Genomic DNA, 17,392 nt, shown 5'->3' on the forward strand with positions numbered 1-17,392 from the left:
TCTGATCTGCGCATATTCAGACAATCTCGTTGTTCGCAACCAGGCTATTCATCCACAGCCATTCGCGGCATTTGTTCCTTTTCTCCACGCCTGACATCCCCAGCCCCCCAGGTACCGTCGGTCCTCGTGACCTCCCCCTCGGCCATCAAGCCGACCCCCACCCACACCCAGGTCTGGGGCCTCCCGATCTTCGTCCTGGGCGGCCTGCAACTGCTGGTAGTCCTGGACGGCACCGTGGTAGCCCTGGCCCTCCCCAAAATCCGTGAGGCACTATCCCTCTCGGAGTCGAGCTCGAACTGGATCATCACCGCCTACGTCCTGGCATTCGGCGGCCTGATGCTCCTAGGCGGCCGACTAGGTGACACCTACGGTCGCAAGCGCGTATTCGCAATAGGTGTAGCGCTCTTCACTCTCACCTCATTGCTTTGTGGAATCGCTTGGAGCCCAGCGGTTCTCGTGGTCGGCCGCGCATTGCAGGGACTGGCCGCGGCAGTCGCCGCACCGGCCTCCATGGCGTTGGTCGCAACCACATACGCGCCAGGCAAGGCTCGAAGTCAGGCGTTCGCTGTCTATGCGGCATTGAGCGGGGCAGGGTCGGTGGCCGGGTTGATCGCGGGCGGCCTCCTGACCGAGATGTCCTGGCGGCTGGTGTTTTTGGTGAATGTCCCGATCGGAGTTCTGGTGAGCCTCGGTGCGGTCCTGTGCCTGCGGGAATCGCAGGGAACGCGGGCTGAGCTGGATGTCGCCGGTGCGGTTCTCGCGACCGTCGGAGTCACATTGCTCGTATTCGCGGTGAACGGAGGCCCGGCTGGTTGGACGCGGGCGGTAGTGATCGCCCCCGCGATCGTGGCCGTCGTGGCATTGGTGGCATTCATGGCGGTGGAGCGCCGGGCTTCGAATCCTCTACTGCCGCTGGCCCTATTCGGCAATCCCAGTCGCGTGGCCGCACTGGTGGCCACCGTGCTCGCCGGAGCGGTAATCATGTGCCTGGCCGTGTTCATCTCCCTGTATCTGCAAGGGGTGCTGCGATATACGCCATTGCGGAGCGGGCTGGCCGTGGTTCCGTTCGCGCTCGGATTGGGTAGTGCGGCCGGGATTTCCTCGAAGCTGGCGCTGCGCGTTCAGCCGCGCTGGCTGGTGGTAGCCGGTGGCACGGTCATTGTCTTGGGCTGTGTCTATGCCGCCGCGATCACCGCGCGGACACCGGCCTACTTCCCGGACATCGCGATCCCCGTATTGGCGGTCGGATTCGGTGTGGGGTTCGCGGTGGTTCCGCTGACACTGTCGATCGTCGCGGGCGTCGAGGCGTCCGAGATCGGGCCGCTCACCGCGCTCGCGCAGGTCGCTCAGAACCTCGGTGGCGCGGTGGGTCTGGTCGCGGTGGGTGCTGCGGCGGCGTCCAGGCCCACGCTGGCGAGCGGGTATGGGCTGGCATTCCTCTGCTGTGCCGCGATCGCCGTGGCTACCGGATTGGTTGTGCTGCTGATGCGGTTCACTCCGGAGGATGTCGCGGAGGGCCAGGATGCGCAGGAGTTGGTCCATGCCGGTGATGTCGACATGCAGGCGTAGGGGGATCGAAGTGGTGTACGCCCTCGGTCTGATCGGGGGTCAGGGTCGTCCCTGATGTGCGGTGGATCGCTTGGTGATTGGGTTGGGATCTCAGGTTGTGGAATGGGATAGAGGGAGACGGTCGTGGGGATTGCCATTGTCACTACATGGGTGTGGCTGGCGTTGGAGATCGGGTTGCGGGTTCGGGACCGGGTGCGCGGGATCGGGTCCACCGCCCGCGACGGGGGCACCCGCGCGACGATCATGGTGTTGATCGCGGCGGCCAACGCCGTGGTTGCTGTTATCGCGTTCGCGCTACCCACGGACAGCCCGTTGTGGTTGCCGGGTCCTTACGGCTTCTGGGTGGTGCTCGGCGTCGCGGTGATGTGGTTCGGTCTGGCCGTTCGCGTCTGGGCGATTGCCGTGCTGGGCAAGGCATTTCGCACCACCGTCGAGGTGGACGCGGATCAGGCGGTGGTCGACAGTGGCCCGTACCGGTGGATTCGGCACCCTTCATACATCGGAGTGCTCCTGCTGACGGTCGGGTTCGGTCTCGCTGCGGCCAACTGGATTTCGCTCCCCATCGCGATCGTGGTCCCGGCGATCGCGCTGTATCGCCGGATCGACGTGGAGGAGAAGGCACTGATCGAAACGCTGGGCCGCCCTTATGAGGACTATCGGGCAGGCACCAAGCGTCTCGTTCCCGGAGTGTGGTGAGTCACTGATCCTTGCAGGCGAAGGGGATTCGGCCGAACTGTGTGGTGTTCTCCAGCTCCACGTAGGTGTCGGCGCTCAGCCAGCCGGGTAGAGCGGAGACGAAATCCCGCACGGCCGGGATCGCCCGGTGGGCTTCGAAGGCCCGCTCGTCGGCGTAGCGCTCGAAGAGCAGGAAGCGGTGCGGGTCGGTGGGATCACGCCAGAAGTTGTAGGCGAGACAGCCGGGTTCGGTGGCGGCGGAGGCGATGAGAGCGGTGACAACCGCGTCGAATTCGGCGGCGTGCTCGGGGCGGACGTCGATGACTGCCGAGAGTTGGATTGTGGGCATGGTCGCACGTTAGGCCTGGCCGGGCGGGTAGCGGAAAGACCGATGCGGACTAGACTCAGAACGGTTCGTTATCAATCGGCGGGAGGTCGGGTGGCGCCGGATACGGTGAGTCTGCGGTACTTCCTGGTGCTGGCGGCCGAGCGGAATTTCACTCGCGCGGCCGAGCGGATCGGGATTGCGCAACCGGCCTTGAGTGCCCGGATTCGGCGGCTGGAGTCCGATCTGGGTACCCAGCTGTTGATTCGAACCACACGCACGGTCGAACTCACCACGGCCGGTGTGGCATTGGCCGAGGCAGCCCCGGCAGCGCTGTCCGCATTGGACCGAGCCTGGGAAATCGCCCGGCGCGCAGGAGCCGGTGAAGCCGGGCCACTGCGGATCGGATATAGCCTCAGCGCCGGATCGGAAACCGCTCCGGCACTGGTGGACGGGCTGATTCGGCGCTGTCCCGAGTTCGCCGTCACCGCCGCCCCGATGCCGACCCCGGAAATCTCACCCGCCGTCGCGCAGGGCCGCATCGATCTCGGCATCACCCGCGCCGAGCAGCCCGGCCACGGAGTGCGCCGATTTCCATTGCGGCAGGAGCGCATAGGCGTGCGGTTGGCGACGGATCACCCGCTGGCCAATGCGTCCGAGATCGGTATCGAGGAGATGGCCGCCTACCGGATCCAGCTGCATGAGCGTGCGGCGAATCCGGCGGCCTACGACGGACTCGTCGCGCTCTTCCGCGACTGCATCCCGACACCGGAATTCGTCACGCCCGCAGTCTCGTTCGACAGCTCGCAACGCGCCCTGCGGACCGGCACGATGGTGTCGCTCGCCGGAGAAGCCGCAGTGTCCGCCTATCCGTCCGGCCTCACCTGGCGACCCCTGCGCGGAGCGCCGACGGTGACCACCTGCCTGGTGCTGCCACGCGAGCCGTCGCCGCTACACCGGCGCATCCGCGCGGTCGCGAAAGAGGTCGCCGCCGAGCTGGATTGGCTAACCTGAGTCGATTCAGGCCGGGTTCGCGCCCATCGGGTTGGGGTAGGGGACCGCGCCGCTCTGTGCGACGGCCTTCGCGACCGGGGTCAGCACCGCGAGGGTCTCGGCAATGCCCGGCACATCGCGGTAGGCGGTCAGGGCCAGGGCGTCGGTGCGGGCCTCGATGTGCTCGCGCAGGGCCCGCCCGGACTCGGTGATGGCGTCGCCGGTCAGCAATCCGCGCTGTTCGAGACGGGATTGTGCCGCGGCCCAATCGTCTTCGGTCCACTGGCGGTTCTCCCGCCACATCGCGCCCGGACCGCCGGTATACGCGGCGAACAGCACATGCGCCTCACAGCCGTCGATCCCCTCGGCCAGCAGACACGCGACATGCCCGTCCCCGCGATGCTCCCGCAGGGTGGTGGCGGCCTGCCACAGCGCTTCGACCGGATCGTAGAGCTCGGGGAGTTCGCGGTTCGCCGCGAACAGCGAGCGGCCCGGGGCGGGTGCGGCGGCGATCGCAGCGTGCAGTCCCGGCAGCGCCTCACCCGCGGCAATGCCGATATCGGGCACTAGGTTTCGCAGTGCGGCCGCCGCCGAGCTGACGCGGGTGGTCAGCGCCACCTCGGCCGGGACATAACTCCAGGCGTCCGGAATGGCGCGTCGAATCATGGCGGGATTGAAGTTGTAGAAGGTGGCCTCGACGACCCCGGGCCCGACCGGACCGAGCGGGGCGGAGCGGGTGCCGAAGTAGCCCATCCAGTAACCGCGGTACCCGGCCGCTTTATTGGCCGCCCGGCACTCGGGCGCGAAATAGGTGACCGAGTGCAGCGGTTCGAGCACCCGCCAGATATCGCGAGCCATGACAGTGTCCATGCCCCGACGGTAGCAACTGGATCTATCCGACCATAGCTAGATCATCGAACGAACCGTAAAGCGCGGCAGCCGGATTGGCCACGCTTGTAAAGATAGTGACCTGAGTCACATTTTTGGTTTCCGCTGGTAACTCCGTTTCATATCTCCGCAACATTCCAGCCCGCACAATTCCTCCCACGGTCAAGTGACCAAGATAGAGGAGCTACACATATGGAACCGAGTGCGCCAACCGTACTTTCGGGGGGATCCGACACGTCGAACGCTGAGGTGTCCCGGCTCAAACCCAATGTCATCGGCCTGCTCGGCGTGGTGTTCATGGCGGTCGCGACCGCGGCCCCGATTACCGCCATGACCGGCAATGTGCCGTTCATGATGTCCTCGGGCAGCGGAATCGGCACGCCCGCGGCGTTTTTGATCGCCATGGTCGTGCTGGCGATCTTCTCGGTGGGCTTCACCACCATGTCCAAGCACATCACCGCCACCGGCGCGTTCTACGGATTCATCTCGTTCGGCCTGGGCCGCACCGCCGGATTGGCCGCCGGTTTGCTGGCCGCCTTCGCGTACATGGTGTTCGAGCCGTCGCTCATCGGCATCTTCTCCAGCTTCGCGCACAACACCGTGTCCGATCAGATCGGCGTGGACGTCCCCTGGTGGATTTTCGCCATCGTCATGCTGGTCATCAATGGCCTGGGCACCTGGTTCGGCGTCGCGGTGGCCGAACGCCTGCTGGTCGTGCTGCTCGGCACCGAGGTGACCGTGCTGTTCATCATGGCCGTGGCCGTGCTGTTCCACGGCGGTGGACCCGAGGGCATCTCCCTCGACCCGATCAACCCGGTCAATGCCTTCCATGGCGCGTCCGCCGGACTGGGCCTGTTCTTCGCCTTCTGGTCGTGGGTCGGCTTCGAATCGACCGCCATGTACGGCGAGGAATCCAAGGATCCCAAGCGAATCATCCCGCGCGCCACCATGATCGCCGTGCTCGGCGTCGGCGTGTTCTACCTGTTCGTCTCGTGGATGGCGATCTCCGGCAGCGGCCAGGGCAAGGCCCTCGAACTCGCCGCCTCGGACAATCCGATGAACGTCTTCTTCTTCCCGACCGAAACCTATGTCGGGCACTGGGCGGTCGACACCATGCAGTGGCTGATGATCACCGGATCGCTGGCCTGCGGCATGGCCTTCCACAACTGCGCCGCCCGCTACCTGTACGCGCTCGGCCGTGAAGGCGCGGTGCCGTCCCTGCAGAAGACGATCGGCCGCACCCACCCCAAGAACGGCTCCCCGCACATCGCGGGCCTGGTGCAGACCGGTTTCGCCGCCGTGCTCGTGCTGGCCTTCGCGCTGGCGGGCAAGGACCCCTACGCCGGTCTGTACACGCTGCTCGCGGTGCTGGGCACCATGGCCATCCTGATCGTGCAGGCGGTCTGCTCGTTCTCGGTGATCGCCTACTTCCGCAATAACCACCCGGAGACGCGGCACTGGTTCAAGACCTTCGTGGCCCCGCTGGTCGGTGGTGTCGCCATGCTCGGCGTGGTGCTGCTGCTGGTGATGAACATGGACACCGCCGCCGGAACCGAAGCCGGATCCTTGGTGCTGAAGGCGACGCCGTGGCTGGTGGCCGCGGTCGTACTGGCAGGCCTCGGATACGCGACCTATCTCAAGCGCAACGCGCCCGAGCGGTACCAGCTGCTCGGCCGCACGGTGCTGGAAGAAACCCACGAACGCTGACAAACGCTGAGCACGATCCGAGAGTCGCGGTGGCAGCATGATCGACATGATGACGGCACAGGAAATGCTGGTCACCGCCTATGAGGAGGCGCTGATCGGCCTCTCGGAGGGCGGCATCCCGATCGGCGCGGCACTGTTCGACACCGACGGAAACGTGCTCGGCCGCGGACACAATCGCCGCGTGCAGGACGGCGACCCCAGCCTGCACGCGGAGACCGACGCCTTCCGCGACGCCGGACGCCGCCCCGACTACCGCGACACCATCATGGTGACCACCCTGTCGCCCTGCTGGTATTGCAGCGGCCTGGTGCGGCAGTTCGGCATCGGCACGGTGATCGTGGGCGAATCGAAAACCTTCAGCGGCGGCCACGAATGGCTTGCCGCGCACGGGGTTTCGATCACCGTCCTGGATGACCCGGAATGCATCGACATGATGACCCGGTTCATCGCCGACCAGCCCGAACTCTGGAACGAGGATATCGGCGTCCCCTAGGCCATCCGGCGAGTTCTCGCGGCCGTCGGCGTGCGGCGGCCGCGAGAACGAACTGTGGCGACTTCAAGACCGGGAACATCGGCCGGGCCCGCCGCGTTCAGCCGGGCATGACAACGCTTGGATTGATCGGGAGCGGGCGCATCGGCGGCACGCTTGCCCGGCTCGCCATTGCCTCGGGAATCGACGTAGTACTCAGTAATTCGCGTGGGCCGGAGTCACTGGCCGACCTGGTGAAAGAGCTTGGGCCCAAGGCCCGTGCGGCCACTCCGGAAGAGGCCGCGACAGCGGGCGACATCGTGGTGGTGACCATCCCGTTCCGGGTCCATCAGACCGTCCCCGCCGATCAGCTGGTCGGCAAGGTGGTCATCGACACCACCAACTACTCCAAGGGCCGGGACGGCGAAATGCCCGACCTCGAATCCGGCGTCGCCACCAGTAGCGAACTGCTGCAACGCTTTCTGCCGCGCTCGCGCGTCGTGAAGGCGTTCAACAATATCTACTTCGAGCACCTCGCCGTGCTGGCCCGCCACGCCGGTGCGGCCGATCGCACCGCGCTGCCCATCGCGGGTGACGATTCCGAGGCGAAAGCCGCTGCGGCACAGCTGATCAGTGACCTCGGCTATGACACGGTCGATATCGGGCCGCTCGCCGAGGGTTGGCGCACCCAGCCCGAGACCCCGGTCTACGGCGCGCCGTACGCGGCCGACGCCCCGTTCTGGTCGCACCCCGGCACCCCCGCCGACGCGGGCAGCATCCGCAAGGCCGTGGACGCCGCCGAGCGCTGAAGCCTCTGACCCCCATACCAAGCGGTTGCCAAGACGGCCGGGACACACTGGTCTGATGTTCAAGAAGTTATTGGCAGCCGCCGGGGTGGGCGGAGCCGAGGTCGAAACCATAGTGCACACGCCCGGCGTCCAACCCGGAGGCACGGTGCACGGCACCGTCCGCCTGCGGGGTGGCAGTGTCGCACAGGAGATCTCGCGCGTGGCGGTCGAATTCGTGACCCGGGTCGAATTCGAGCACGCCGAGGACGAGTACGACCGCGCCCGCGGGTTCTATCTCACCGACGTCCACGGTCCGGTATACCTGTCGCCCGGTGCGTCCTATGAGATTCCATTCGAGCTGTACACCCCGCTGGAAGCGCCGATCACCTTCTTCCACGGCCGCCAGTTGCCCGGTATGGCGGTCGCGGTCCGCACCATTGTGGAGATCGCCGGTGCGGTCGACCCCGGTGACAGCGACCCGATCGGCATCGGCGCGCTGCCCGCGCAGCATGTAATCCTCTCGGCCATCGAAGAACTCGGCTTCCCCCTGCATTCCGCCGACTGTGAATGGGGACTGCTGCGCGGGATCCCGCAGGAGCTGCCGTTCTATCAGGAGATCGAATTCGGCCGCTCGCACCTGTATCCGAACCTGAAGCAGCTCGAGGTCACCTTCGTCGCGGGGGCCGAGGGTGTGCACGTGGTCCTCGAGGGTGACCGCAAGAGCGGTCTGCTCAGCGCGGGCGGCGACCTGTACAACGTGGTCTTCGTGGGTCATTACGACCTGGATCGGGTGGACTGGGTGGCGGTGTTCGACGAGCGCCTACGGGGTATGGCCTCGCGCTGACAGTGATCCGGGCAAACCACTCACGAGCCAACCAAGCACTTGCTACCCTCCCGGGATGATTGCCACCGTGGTCTGGGGCACCGGCAATGTCGGCCGGGCCGCCATTCGCGCCGTCGCGGCTCATCCCAGGCTGGAACTCGCCGCGGTCATCGTCAACAATCCCGAGAAGGTCGGCCGCGACGCGGGCGAATTGGCCGGGCTCGACGCGGCTCTGGGAGTGGCTGCCACCAATGACATTGCCGCCGTGCTGGCGGCCGGGCCGCGGGCCGTGGTGTACGCGGCCTCCGGGGACATTCGGCCCGACGATGCGCTCGCCGAAATTCTCCGGGCCATTCGCGCCGGAGCCGTCGTGGTCACGCCCGCGCTCTACCCGCTCTACGACCACCGCAGCGCCCCCGCGGAAATGCGCGAGCAGGTGCTCGAAGCCATTGCCGCAGGCGGCGGTTCGCTGTTCGTCTCCGGTGTGGACCCCGGCTGGGGCAATGACGTGCTGCCCCTGCTCATGAGCGGTCTCGGCAGCACCGTCGACGGCATTCGCTGCCAGGAGATCTTCGACTACACCACCTACGACCAGCCCGATTCGGTGCGCTGGCTGGTCGGCATGGGCCAGCCCATGGACTACGCGCCGCCCATGCTCGCGCCGGGCATTCCGACCATGGTGTGGGGCGGGCAGATTCGCCTCATGGCGCGCGGCCTCGGCGTCGAGGTCGAGGAGATTCGCGAGGTGGTCGAGCGCCGCCCGCTCGAATCTACCGTCGCCACCGAACGCATGGGCAAATTCGAGGAAGGCACCCAGGGCGCGATCCGCTTCGAGGTGCAGGGCCTGATCGGCGGCGAGCCACGCATCGTCATCGAGCACGTCACCCGCATTCACGCCTCCTGCGCCACCGACTGGCCCATGCCGCCCACAGGCGAGGGCGCGCACCGCGTGATCATCGAGGGTCGCCCGCGCATCGAGATCACCGTGCAGGCCACCGACGAGGACGGCAATCACTCCGCGGGCGGAAACGCCACCGCCGTAGGCAGATTGGTGAGCGCCGTCGACTGGCTCACCGACGCCGATCCCGGACTCTATGACGCACTGGACATTCCCCTCCGCTTCGGCACACTCGACAGGAGTCAACCATGATCATCGACATCCCCGAGGGCAAGGATCCGATCGGCTATGTCTGGGGCGAAATGGTGCCCGGCATCGGCATCGCCGCCTCCAACTTCTCACTGGCCGTCTACGCCCACACCACCCTGGGCCTGCCCGAATTCGAGGCCGCCCGGCTGCGCATCGCGCAGATCAACGGCTGCCTGTTCTGCCTGGATTGGCGCACCGACCGCAATGGCGAGAAGGTCGACGAATCCTTCGCCGACGATGTCACCAACTGGCGCACCACCGAGAACTTTGACGACCGCGTCCGCCTGGCCGCCGAGTACGCGGAGCTCTACGCACTGGACCATCACAGTCTCGACGACGAGTTCTTCGCCCGCATGCTCGAGCACTACACGCAGGCCGAAATCGTCGAGCTGTCAATGTGTCTCGGCTCCTGGCTGGCCTTCGGGCGGCTCAACCACGTGCTCGGCTTGGATGCGGTCTGTGTGCTTCCCGGGCACGCCGCCGGGTGATCAGCTCGCTTTCGCGGTGAGCGGTGCGACGGACTGGGTCAGCTGGGCCGCGTCGAAGAAGGTGTCCTTGCGGGCCACCAGGCCGTCCGAGTCCACGGTGACGATATCGACGCAGTCGAAGCGGATCGGGTGCCTGTTGCCCGCGCGATCGGTGCGGACCGAGGTCAGTGCCCAGTCGAGCACCCAGTGATCCTCGCCGATCAGCACGCGGTACACCTCGAAGCCGAAGTGTGGCCACTGCTTGAAGATTCCGGCGAAGGCCTCGCGCACCGGGTGCAGGCCCTCGACCGGAGTGCCGCCCGAATGCATCCAGAACGTGGTGTCGGCGGAGTGCAGGGCGATGATGGCGTCCGGATCGTGGTCGGCCCAGGCCTTGGAATAGGTGTCGAAGAGGGCGCGAATATCTGTGGTGGACATGGCTATCCGTTCTAGACGAGCGCGAGAACGCGGTAGACGACGCGCGTGCGTGACATCTCCACGAGGCTGACATTGACCGTGCTGTTGAGCCAGGCGTATTGCTCCGCACCGGTTTCGAACAGCGTCTGCGCGCGGGCCTCCAGATCGGTGCCGGTAATGGTGTCGCCCTCGGTATAGCGTTGTGCCGCTTCCTTGTTCGTAATGGCGAGGCGTCCGGTGCAGGTCATGTAGATCAGCTCGTTGTCCTCGGTGCGCAGGGTGAGGCGCACATCCAGGCGGCTGATCCGGTCCGATCCCAGCACCACCCAATCGCCGCCGCCCGCGAGCACCGTGCCGCGGACCCGCGGTCCCTGGAAGGTTCCGCCTCCCGCGACGGTGATGATCCGGAACGCGACCGGGGTCTGCAGGGTGTGGTTGCCGTCGAGGTCGATCTCGACATCCATGACGTGTTCGACATTCACCGCGGTCGGCAGTGGCAGCTCGAGTAGGCCGGTGTGGACTTGCGTGTTTTCTGACATGACTAGACTATAGCCAGCTAGGTTGGAATTTCCAACCACTTTTTCCCGAGTCCGCGGTACGGCTCAGGCTGCGGGAAAACCGAAGGCGCTCTGAATCTTCCGAATCGCCTCCGGGCTGCCGGTGAACCGCAATCGCCCGTCCGACTGGGCCGCCGGATCCGACCAGGACTCCGCGAGGGTCTGCGCGGTCGCGGTCACCAGGACCTCGGGAGCCTCGAGGCCGGTCTCCACGATGGATAGTTCGCCCGCCGAGATCGCGACATCCAGATGCTGTTCGCCGGTATCGAAGCGAATGGTGACCGCGCCATCCCCGGCCCGTTCGCGCCGGAACGCCGCCCGCAGCGGGTGAATCAGCCAGCGCGCCTGGAAGGAATCCTCCTCATGCTGCTCGCCGAGCACCCGCAAACCCCACTTCGTGAGCGTCAGCAGCACCGGGCCGAGCTCCTGCCCGAGATCGGAGAGTTCGTATCCCTTCGACCCATCGGGCAGCGCCGCGCGATGAATCACACCGTCCCGCTCCAGGTTTCGCAATCGATCCGCCAGCATGTCCCGGGTGACTCCCGGAATCCCGGCCAGTAGATCGGTGTACCGGCGCGGCCCATCCACGAGTTCCCGCACCACCAGCAGCGCCCACCGCTCACCCACGACATCGAGCGAGCGGGCGATCGCGCAGTACTGGGCGTAATTCCTGGCCATGCCGATCAGGCTACGGGGGCCCAGCGATTGGCGGTCAGGGCGAAGCCCGGGAGTGCGCCGGTGGACATCTTGGCCTCGAAGATGCGTTTGTAGCCGGTGCTCGCAATGCGCCAGACACCGTTCTCGCGGCGATAGGTGTCGTTGTAGTAGGCCGCGCCGCGGATGAGGAAGTCGTGGTCGGGGATGATCACGGTGTCTTCGAGAAGCCAACTGCCGGTGGCGGTCTCGCCGTCGACCGAGATCTCGGCGTGGTTGGCGACGTGCACGGTGATGATATTGCCGCTGAGCGATTCGCTCATATAGCCGACGATCTCGTCGCGGCTGGTGAAATCGAGCGGGCGGCTGCCGGAGGGGGATCCATAGGAGGCGTTGGCATCCGCGGTGAGGGTGTCGGCGAACTCGTCCCAGATCTTCAGGTCCAGCGTGCGCAGGTAGCGGTGTTTGAGGGCGCGGATCTCCTCGATCGCAATGCAGTCCATCACAGCAGTGGACCACCTGGCGGGGGATGGGGGAATCGCCGTTTTCACTGATCGAGACTCTTGTTTGCGTGCTCTGACGAGATTACTCTGATCAGAGTATTTAGGAGGCGAGCCATGGCCGAGAAGCGGGCCTTCCGACGGGTGAATCCGCTCTCGCTGGCTGTCCTCGTGTTGGTGTGGGAGCGGCCCATGCACCCCTATCAGATGTCGCAGACGCTCAAGCAGCGCGGCAAAGAGGCGAGCGTGCGGATCAACTTCGGCGCGCTCTACGCGGTCGTGGAATCCTTACTGGCGCAAGGCTTCATCGAGGTCGTGGGATCCGAGCAGGACGGTAATCGCCCGGCGCGCACCGTATACGGGATCACCGATAGCGGCCGCGCCGAGATGGCCGACTGGGTACGCGGCTGGCTCGGCGAGCCCGAGAAGGAATATCCGAAGTTCACGGCGGCCCTGTCCTTCATGGGTGTGCTGGATCCGGCCGAGGCCACCCAGCTGCTGCATCGCCGAATCGGCCTGCTGGACAAGAGGATCGCCGATATGCGCGCCGAGTACGACACCGTCGTGGCCTGGCTTCCGGAGGCACTGCTCATCGAGGCCGCCTACGAACTCCGCCTGACCGAGACCGAACGCGACTTCGCCGCCGATCTCGTCGCCCGCATCGAATCCGGTGCACTGGGTGGTTTGGACATCTGGCGGCAGATGCATGAGTTGCTGGCGCGCTTCCCCGACGGCGTACCAGGAGACCATGCCGACGAACTCTGGGAGAAATGGGGGCTGCCCAAACCACCGAACTGAGCTTCACCTGAAATCAGCAACGGCCCGAGTGCGCCAACACCCGAGCCGTCACCGGATCCGAACGACCGGCGGATGACCGCCGATGCTCGAACTGCACTCACAGCATAACTGTCGGTCTGCGGTCGTTCGATTCCCGAACCACAAGGAACGACCATGCCTTCCACAGTCATGCCCTTATCCCCGCAACCGGCCGCCGTCGAGGCATTCGACCTCGTCAAAACCTATTCCGGCGGCCGCCGCAAACCGAGCGTCCGCGCGCTCGACGGCCTCGGCTTCAGCATCGCGCCCGGCACCGTCTACGGGATGCTCGGACCCAATGGAGCCGGGAAATCCACGACGACCAAGATCTGCACGACCCTCGCCCGCGCCGATTCGGGCACCGCCCGGGTGGCCGGATTCGATGTCGGCACCGATCCGGCCGCGATCCGCTGCCGTATCGGTTACGTGTCACAGGGTTCCGGCGCGGACCCGCGGCAGACACCGTTCGAGAACCTCATGATGTCCGCGCGATTGCGGGGCATCACCCGCCATGATGCCGCCGAACGCGCCGAACGACTCCTGGACCAGTTCCAGCTCACCGAGGCGCGAGATCGCAAGGTGGCCAAGCTGTCCGGCGGTATGCGGCGCAAGCTGGATGTCGCCGTCGGATTGGTGCACACCCCGTCGGTGCTGTTCCTGGACGAGCCGACCACCGGACTCGATCCGCAGGCCCGCGCCGAAATGTGGACCGAGATCCGGCGATTGGCCACCGAGGCGGCGCTCACCGTCGTGCTCACCACGCACTATCTCGACGAGGCCGATGAGCTCGCCGACCGGTTGCTGATCATCGATCATGGCCGCGCGGTCATCGAAGGCACTCCGGCACAATTGAAGTCGACTCTGAAGGGCGACACCCTGACCGTGGAGCTCATCGAGCCGGATGTGAATGCGGTGCGCGCCCTGGGCGAATCGATTCCGGCGCTACGCGATGTGGTCGTGGAGACGCACGGGCCGAACGGGCGGCTGTTCGCCCGCACCGACGATCCCTCCGGCATAGTCGGCCGGGTCATCAACGAATTCGATGCCGCCGCAATATCCTTCGGTGCGATCTCGGTATCCAGACCCTCGCTCGATGACGTGTACCTGCACTATGCGGGGCACTCCTACCGGGCCGATGCCACCGATGGCGCTCCGGCGGAGGTGGCGGCATGAGCACCCTGGCGGCAATCGGCACCTACGAGGCCCACGACACCAGCTGGCCGGTCGCGGCGGGACAGATCTTCCGGCGCTGGGGCCTGAACAATATTCGCGAATCCTGGGGTGTCGCCATCGGATTGATGCAACCGATCGTGTGGATTCTGCTGTTCGGGCAGGTCTTCAAATCGATCGGCAGCATTCCGGGCTTCGGCTCGGACAGCTACATCACCTTCCTGACGCCGGGCGTGCTCATGATGACCGTGCTGTACTCCGGGGTCTGGGCCGGGACGGGATACATCGAGGACATCGACAATGGTGTGATGAATCAGCTGCTCACCGCGCCGATTTCGCGCAGCGCGGTGATCGCGGGCCAGCTCGCGGTCCAGCTGGTCATCGGCCTGGTCCAGTCCGGGCTGGTGCTCGGGATCGGATTCCTCGGCGGCGCACGGTATCCGGGCGGCCTCAGCGGAATAGTGCTGGCGCTCGGCGCGGCAACGGTATTGGCGACGATCTTCTGTGCCGGATCGGTGGCGATCGCCCTGACGGCGCGCAGTCAGATCGCCCTCATCGGCTTATCGCAGATGATCATCCTGCCCGCGACATTCCTGTCCTCCGGCATGATGTCGCCCAGCCTCATGCCCGGTTGGGTGCAAGGCATCTCGAAGTTCAACCCGGTGTCGTGGGCAGTGGATATCGGGCGCAGCGGACTCGCGGACCGGGTGGACGCCGGGTTCGTGGCCGCCCACCTCGGATATCTGACAGTCCTTGCGGCGCTGGTATTCTGGTGGGCCGTCTCGGCGTTCCGGGGCTACCAGCGCACGCAGTAGCGCTCAGGTGAGTACGAGAAGTTCGGTCGGCGAGGCGATTTCGACTCGCAGGCCGGACTTCTCCGCCACCCGAGCCAGACCATTGAGATCCGAGGGCTCGGTCCGCGACAGCACCAGCGCGCGGGCCAGCAGCCCCTTGTGATGCTTGTTGAAGTGACTCACCACGGTCCGCGAACCATCGGGTCGCTCGGTCAGCACGGTCGCGGTCACCGCGCCCGGAATCCGGCCGAGATTCTGATAGGTCCCCGAGCGCAGATCGACGATCAGCTGCCCGTCGGTCTCCGCGCGCAGCGCCTGCGGCAGCACCTGTTTCCACACCGATTGCAGTGTCGGCAGGCCGGGCAGCTTCGAACCGCCCGAGAGCCGGTAGGCCGGAATCGGATCGCCCGCGCGAATGACACCGAACAAGGCCGACCCGATCGCGAGCCGCGCATCCGCCTTGGCGCGCTGGGCCTTGGTGAACCCCGGCGCGTCCAGCGCGTCGTACAGCACCCCCGTATATCGATCCAGCGCCGCGCGGGTCGGCGAGGACCGCAGCGCCGCATTGCGCGCGATCTCCGCGTCAGCCCCCTTGCCGAGGCCGAGCGCGGACCGCGACGCGTCCGGGTTCGCGGCCAGCTTGGTCAACTCGGTGACCAGCTTGTCGCGCACCGCGGTGAGCTGCGGCATCGCGAGGGTATCGAGGTTCAGGGGACCGCCCGAGCCACCGTCGGACTTGGTTTCGGAAGGAGGCAGCAGCACCAGCACGAGGCAACACGGTAATGCCTTGTGAGCATCGTGTTCGCAGCGGCTAGTCTGTGGAGCCGTGATCACCCGCCTCTCACAACTGTTCCTGCGCACGCTGCGCGATGATCCCGCCGATGCCGAGGTGCCCAGCCACAAGCTGCTGGTTCGCGCCGGATACGTGCGCCGCATCGCCCCGGGCGTCTACTCGTGGCTGCCGCTCGGCCTGCGCACGCTGCGCAAGGTCGAGAACATCGTCCGGGAGGAAATGGACGCCATCGGCGCCCAGGAGATCTCGCTGCCGTCGCTGCTGCCGCGTGAACCGTACGAGGCCACCAATCGGTGGACCGAATACGGCGACACCCTCTTCCGGCTCAAGGACCGCAAGGGCGCCGACATGCTGCTCGGCCCCACCCACGAGGAGCTGTTCGCGCTCACCGTGAAGGGCGAATACAACTCGTACAAGGACCTGCCGGTCACGCTGTACCAGATCCAGAACAAGTACCGCGACGAAGGCCGTCCCCGCGCGGGCATCCTGCGCGGCCGCGAATTCATCATGAAGGACTCGTACTCCTTCGACCTCGACGACGACGGCCTGAAGAAGAGCTACAACGCCCACCGCGAGGCCTACCAGCGCATCTTCGACCGCCTCGGCGTCACCTACGTGATCGTGGCCGCTACCGCCGGCGCCATGGGCGGCTCGGCCTCCGAGGAATTCCTGGCCGACAGCCCCTCCGGCGAGGACACCTACGTGATCTGCCGCGAATCCGGTTATGCCGCAAACGTGGAGGCCGTGGTCACCGCGGCTCCGCCGGAGATCGCCCTCGAGGGTCTGGCCGAGGCCGTCGCGCACGAGACCCCGAACACCCCCACCATCGCGACCCTCGTCGACTGGGCCAATGGCGCGGGCGTCGCCGATGTCCTGGGCCGCCCGGTCACCGCCGCCGACACGTTGAAGAACGTGATGGTCAAGCTGCGCTACCCCGACGGCAAGACCGAGATCCTCGGCGTCGGCGTCCCCGGCGACCGTGAGGTCGACGAGAAGCGCCTCGGCGCCTCCGTCGAGCCCGCCGAGGTCGAGATGCTCGACGAGACCGACTTCAAGGCCAACCCCTTCCTGATCAAGGGCTACATTGGCCCGAAGGCGCTGCTGGCCAATGGCATTCGCTACCTGGTCGACCCGCGCGTGGTCTCCGGCACCGCCTGGATCACCGGCGCGGACGAGCCCGGCAAGCATTACGTCGGCCTGGTCGCCGGTCGTGACTTCACCGCCGACGGCACCATCGAGGCCGCCGAGGTCCGTGACGGCGATCCCTCGCCCGACGGCCGCGGCGTCCTGGAAGCCGCCCGCGGCATCGAGATCGGCCACATCTTCCAGCTCGGCCAGAAGTACACCGACGCCTTCCAGGTCGACGTGCTCGGCGAGAACGGCAAGCCGGTCCGCCTCACCATGGGCTCCTACGGCGTCGGCGTCTCCCGCATGGTCGCGGTGATCGCCGAGCAGATGCACGACGAGAAGGGTCTGCGCTGGCCCCAGGAAGTCGCCCCGTTCGACGTCCACGTGGTCATCGCCAACAAGGACGACGCGGCGCGCGCCGGCGCGGAAGAGGTTGTCGCCAAGCTCAACTCGCAGGGCCTCGAGGTTCTTTTCGATGACCGCACCGCCTCGCCGGGCGTCAAGTTCAAGGATGCCGAGCTGCTGGGCATGCCGCTGGTCGTCGTGATCGGCCGCGGCTGGGCCGAGGGTAAGGCCGAACTGCGTGACCGCTTCGCGGGCACCAGCGAGGAGATCCCCGCCGACGCGATCGTCGATGCGATCATTGCGAAGGTTCGCAGCTGATCCAGTTCCGACGAGAACGGGCCGCGCATCACACTGTGATGCGCGGCCC

At 66.3% G+C, this 17,392-nt stretch carries 20 protein-coding genes; 13 read left to right on the forward strand and 7 right to left on the reverse strand.

Going from position 1 to position 17,392, the window contains the following annotated elements:
- Positions 1-126 precede the first annotated feature (126 nt).
- Entirely contained in the window at positions 127-1,569 is a 1,443-nt protein-coding gene (locus AB0N05_RS06315) for an MFS transporter (protein WP_364688213.1), read from the forward strand.
- A 123-nt stretch (positions 1,570-1,692) separates the two neighbouring features.
- Positions 1,693-2,265 carry an isoprenylcysteine carboxylmethyltransferase family protein gene (locus tag AB0N05_RS06320; protein ID WP_364688215.1) on the forward strand — a complete coding sequence of 191 codons (573 nt, stop codon included), beginning with the start codon at positions 1,693-1,695 and terminating at the stop codon, positions 2,263-2,265.
- Position 2,266: 1 nt separating this feature from the next.
- Here AB0N05_RS06320 and AB0N05_RS06325 read toward each other — a convergent pair whose 3' ends face one another.
- Positions 2,267-2,593, reverse strand: a complete 327-nt coding sequence (locus AB0N05_RS06325; RefSeq protein WP_364688217.1) for a putative quinol monooxygenase — start codon at positions 2,591-2,593, stop codon at positions 2,267-2,269.
- A 90-nt stretch (positions 2,594-2,683) separates the two neighbouring features.
- Between AB0N05_RS06325 and AB0N05_RS06330 the strand changes: the two genes are divergently transcribed.
- Positions 2,684-3,583, forward strand: coding sequence for a LysR family transcriptional regulator (locus tag AB0N05_RS06330; RefSeq protein WP_364688219.1), 900 nt, complete (start codon positions 2,684-2,686; stop codon positions 3,581-3,583).
- Between the two features lie 6 nt (positions 3,584-3,589).
- Here the strand turns inward: AB0N05_RS06330 and AB0N05_RS06335 are convergent, their stop codons facing one another.
- Positions 3,590-4,432 (reverse strand): hypothetical protein, encoded by an 843-nt coding sequence (locus AB0N05_RS06335; RefSeq protein WP_364688221.1) that lies wholly within the window; start codon positions 4,430-4,432, stop codon positions 3,590-3,592.
- 210 nt (positions 4,433-4,642) lie between these two features.
- Between AB0N05_RS06335 and AB0N05_RS06340 the strand changes: the two genes are divergently transcribed.
- The 6 genes from AB0N05_RS06340 to AB0N05_RS06365 all read left to right on the forward strand — a co-directional run bounded on the left by AB0N05_RS06340 (position 4,643) and on the right by AB0N05_RS06365 (position 9,872).
- Complete coding sequence (locus AB0N05_RS06340) at positions 4,643-6,157, forward strand: APC family permease (RefSeq protein WP_364688223.1); 1,515 nt, start codon at positions 4,643-4,645, stop codon at positions 6,155-6,157.
- Between the two features lie 64 nt (positions 6,158-6,221).
- Positions 6,222-6,650 (forward strand): nucleoside deaminase, encoded by a 429-nt coding sequence (locus AB0N05_RS06345; protein ID WP_364689539.1) that lies wholly within the window; start codon positions 6,222-6,224, stop codon positions 6,648-6,650.
- 107 nt (positions 6,651-6,757) lie between these two features.
- Positions 6,758-7,435 (forward strand): NADPH-dependent F420 reductase, encoded by a 678-nt coding sequence (locus tag AB0N05_RS06350; protein WP_364688225.1) that lies wholly within the window; start codon positions 6,758-6,760, stop codon positions 7,433-7,435.
- A 55-nt stretch (positions 7,436-7,490) separates the two neighbouring features.
- Positions 7,491-8,258, forward strand: coding sequence for a sporulation protein (locus tag AB0N05_RS06355; protein WP_364688227.1), 768 nt, complete (start codon positions 7,491-7,493; stop codon positions 8,256-8,258).
- A gap of 55 nt (positions 8,259-8,313) precedes the next feature.
- Positions 8,314-9,387 (forward strand): dihydrodipicolinate reductase, encoded by a 1,074-nt coding sequence (locus AB0N05_RS06360; protein WP_364688229.1) that lies wholly within the window; start codon positions 8,314-8,316, stop codon positions 9,385-9,387.
- Positions 9,384-9,872, forward strand: a complete 489-nt coding sequence (locus AB0N05_RS06365; RefSeq protein WP_364688231.1) for a carboxymuconolactone decarboxylase family protein — start codon at positions 9,384-9,386, stop codon at positions 9,870-9,872. The genes AB0N05_RS06360 and AB0N05_RS06365 overlap by 4 nt, the downstream gene beginning before the upstream one ends.
- Here the strand turns inward: AB0N05_RS06365 and AB0N05_RS06370 are convergent, their stop codons facing one another.
- The 4 genes from AB0N05_RS06370 to AB0N05_RS06385 all read right to left on the reverse strand — a co-directional run bounded on the left by AB0N05_RS06370 (position 9,873) and on the right by AB0N05_RS06385 (position 11,982).
- Complete coding sequence (locus tag AB0N05_RS06370) at positions 9,873-10,289, reverse strand: nuclear transport factor 2 family protein (RefSeq protein ID WP_364688233.1); 417 nt, start codon at positions 10,287-10,289, stop codon at positions 9,873-9,875.
- An 11-nt stretch (positions 10,290-10,300) separates the two neighbouring features.
- Positions 10,301-10,807: a DUF3237 domain-containing protein gene (locus tag AB0N05_RS06375; protein WP_364688235.1), complete on the reverse strand. Its 507-nt coding sequence runs from the start codon at positions 10,805-10,807 to the stop codon at positions 10,301-10,303.
- Between the two features lie 63 nt (positions 10,808-10,870).
- On the reverse strand, positions 10,871-11,503 hold the full coding sequence (locus AB0N05_RS06380) for a helix-turn-helix domain-containing protein (RefSeq protein ID WP_364688237.1): 633 nt from the start codon (positions 11,501-11,503) through the stop codon (positions 10,871-10,873).
- A 5-nt stretch (positions 11,504-11,508) separates the two neighbouring features.
- Positions 11,509-11,982 carry a nuclear transport factor 2 family protein gene (locus tag AB0N05_RS06385; protein ID WP_364688239.1) on the reverse strand — a complete coding sequence of 158 codons (474 nt, stop codon included), beginning with the start codon at positions 11,980-11,982 and terminating at the stop codon, positions 11,509-11,511.
- 114 nt (positions 11,983-12,096) lie between these two features.
- On the opposite strand from AB0N05_RS06385, the gene AB0N05_RS06390 reads away from it, so the two are divergent.
- The 3 genes from AB0N05_RS06390 to AB0N05_RS06400 all read left to right on the forward strand — a co-directional run bounded on the left by AB0N05_RS06390 (position 12,097) and on the right by AB0N05_RS06400 (position 14,780).
- Positions 12,097-12,777, forward strand: coding sequence for a PadR family transcriptional regulator (locus tag AB0N05_RS06390; protein WP_364688241.1), 681 nt, complete (start codon positions 12,097-12,099; stop codon positions 12,775-12,777).
- Positions 12,778-12,930: 153 nt separating this feature from the next.
- Positions 12,931-13,968, forward strand: a complete 1,038-nt coding sequence (locus AB0N05_RS06395; protein ID WP_364688243.1) for an ATP-binding cassette domain-containing protein — start codon at positions 12,931-12,933, stop codon at positions 13,966-13,968.
- Entirely contained in the window at positions 13,965-14,780 is an 816-nt protein-coding gene (locus AB0N05_RS06400; RefSeq protein WP_364688245.1) for an ABC transporter permease, read from the forward strand. Before AB0N05_RS06395 ends, AB0N05_RS06400 begins: the two co-directional genes overlap by 4 nt.
- Before the next feature lie 3 nt (positions 14,781-14,783).
- Here the strand turns inward: AB0N05_RS06400 and yaaA are convergent, their stop codons facing one another.
- On the reverse strand, positions 14,784-15,527 hold the full coding sequence (yaaA, locus tag AB0N05_RS06405; RefSeq protein ID WP_364688247.1) for a peroxide stress protein YaaA: 744 nt from the start codon (positions 15,525-15,527) through the stop codon (positions 14,784-14,786).
- Between the two features lie 58 nt (positions 15,528-15,585).
- Here yaaA and AB0N05_RS06410 point away from each other — a divergent pair, with 58 nt between their 5' ends.
- Positions 15,586-17,343 (forward strand): proline--tRNA ligase, encoded by a 1,758-nt coding sequence (locus AB0N05_RS06410; RefSeq protein ID WP_364688249.1) that lies wholly within the window; start codon positions 15,586-15,588, stop codon positions 17,341-17,343.
- Positions 17,344-17,392: the final 49 nt, after the last annotated feature.

The organism is Nocardia sp. NPDC051030 (genome assembly GCF_040683015.1).
Lineage (GTDB): Bacteria > Actinomycetota > Actinomycetes > Mycobacteriales > Mycobacteriaceae > Nocardia.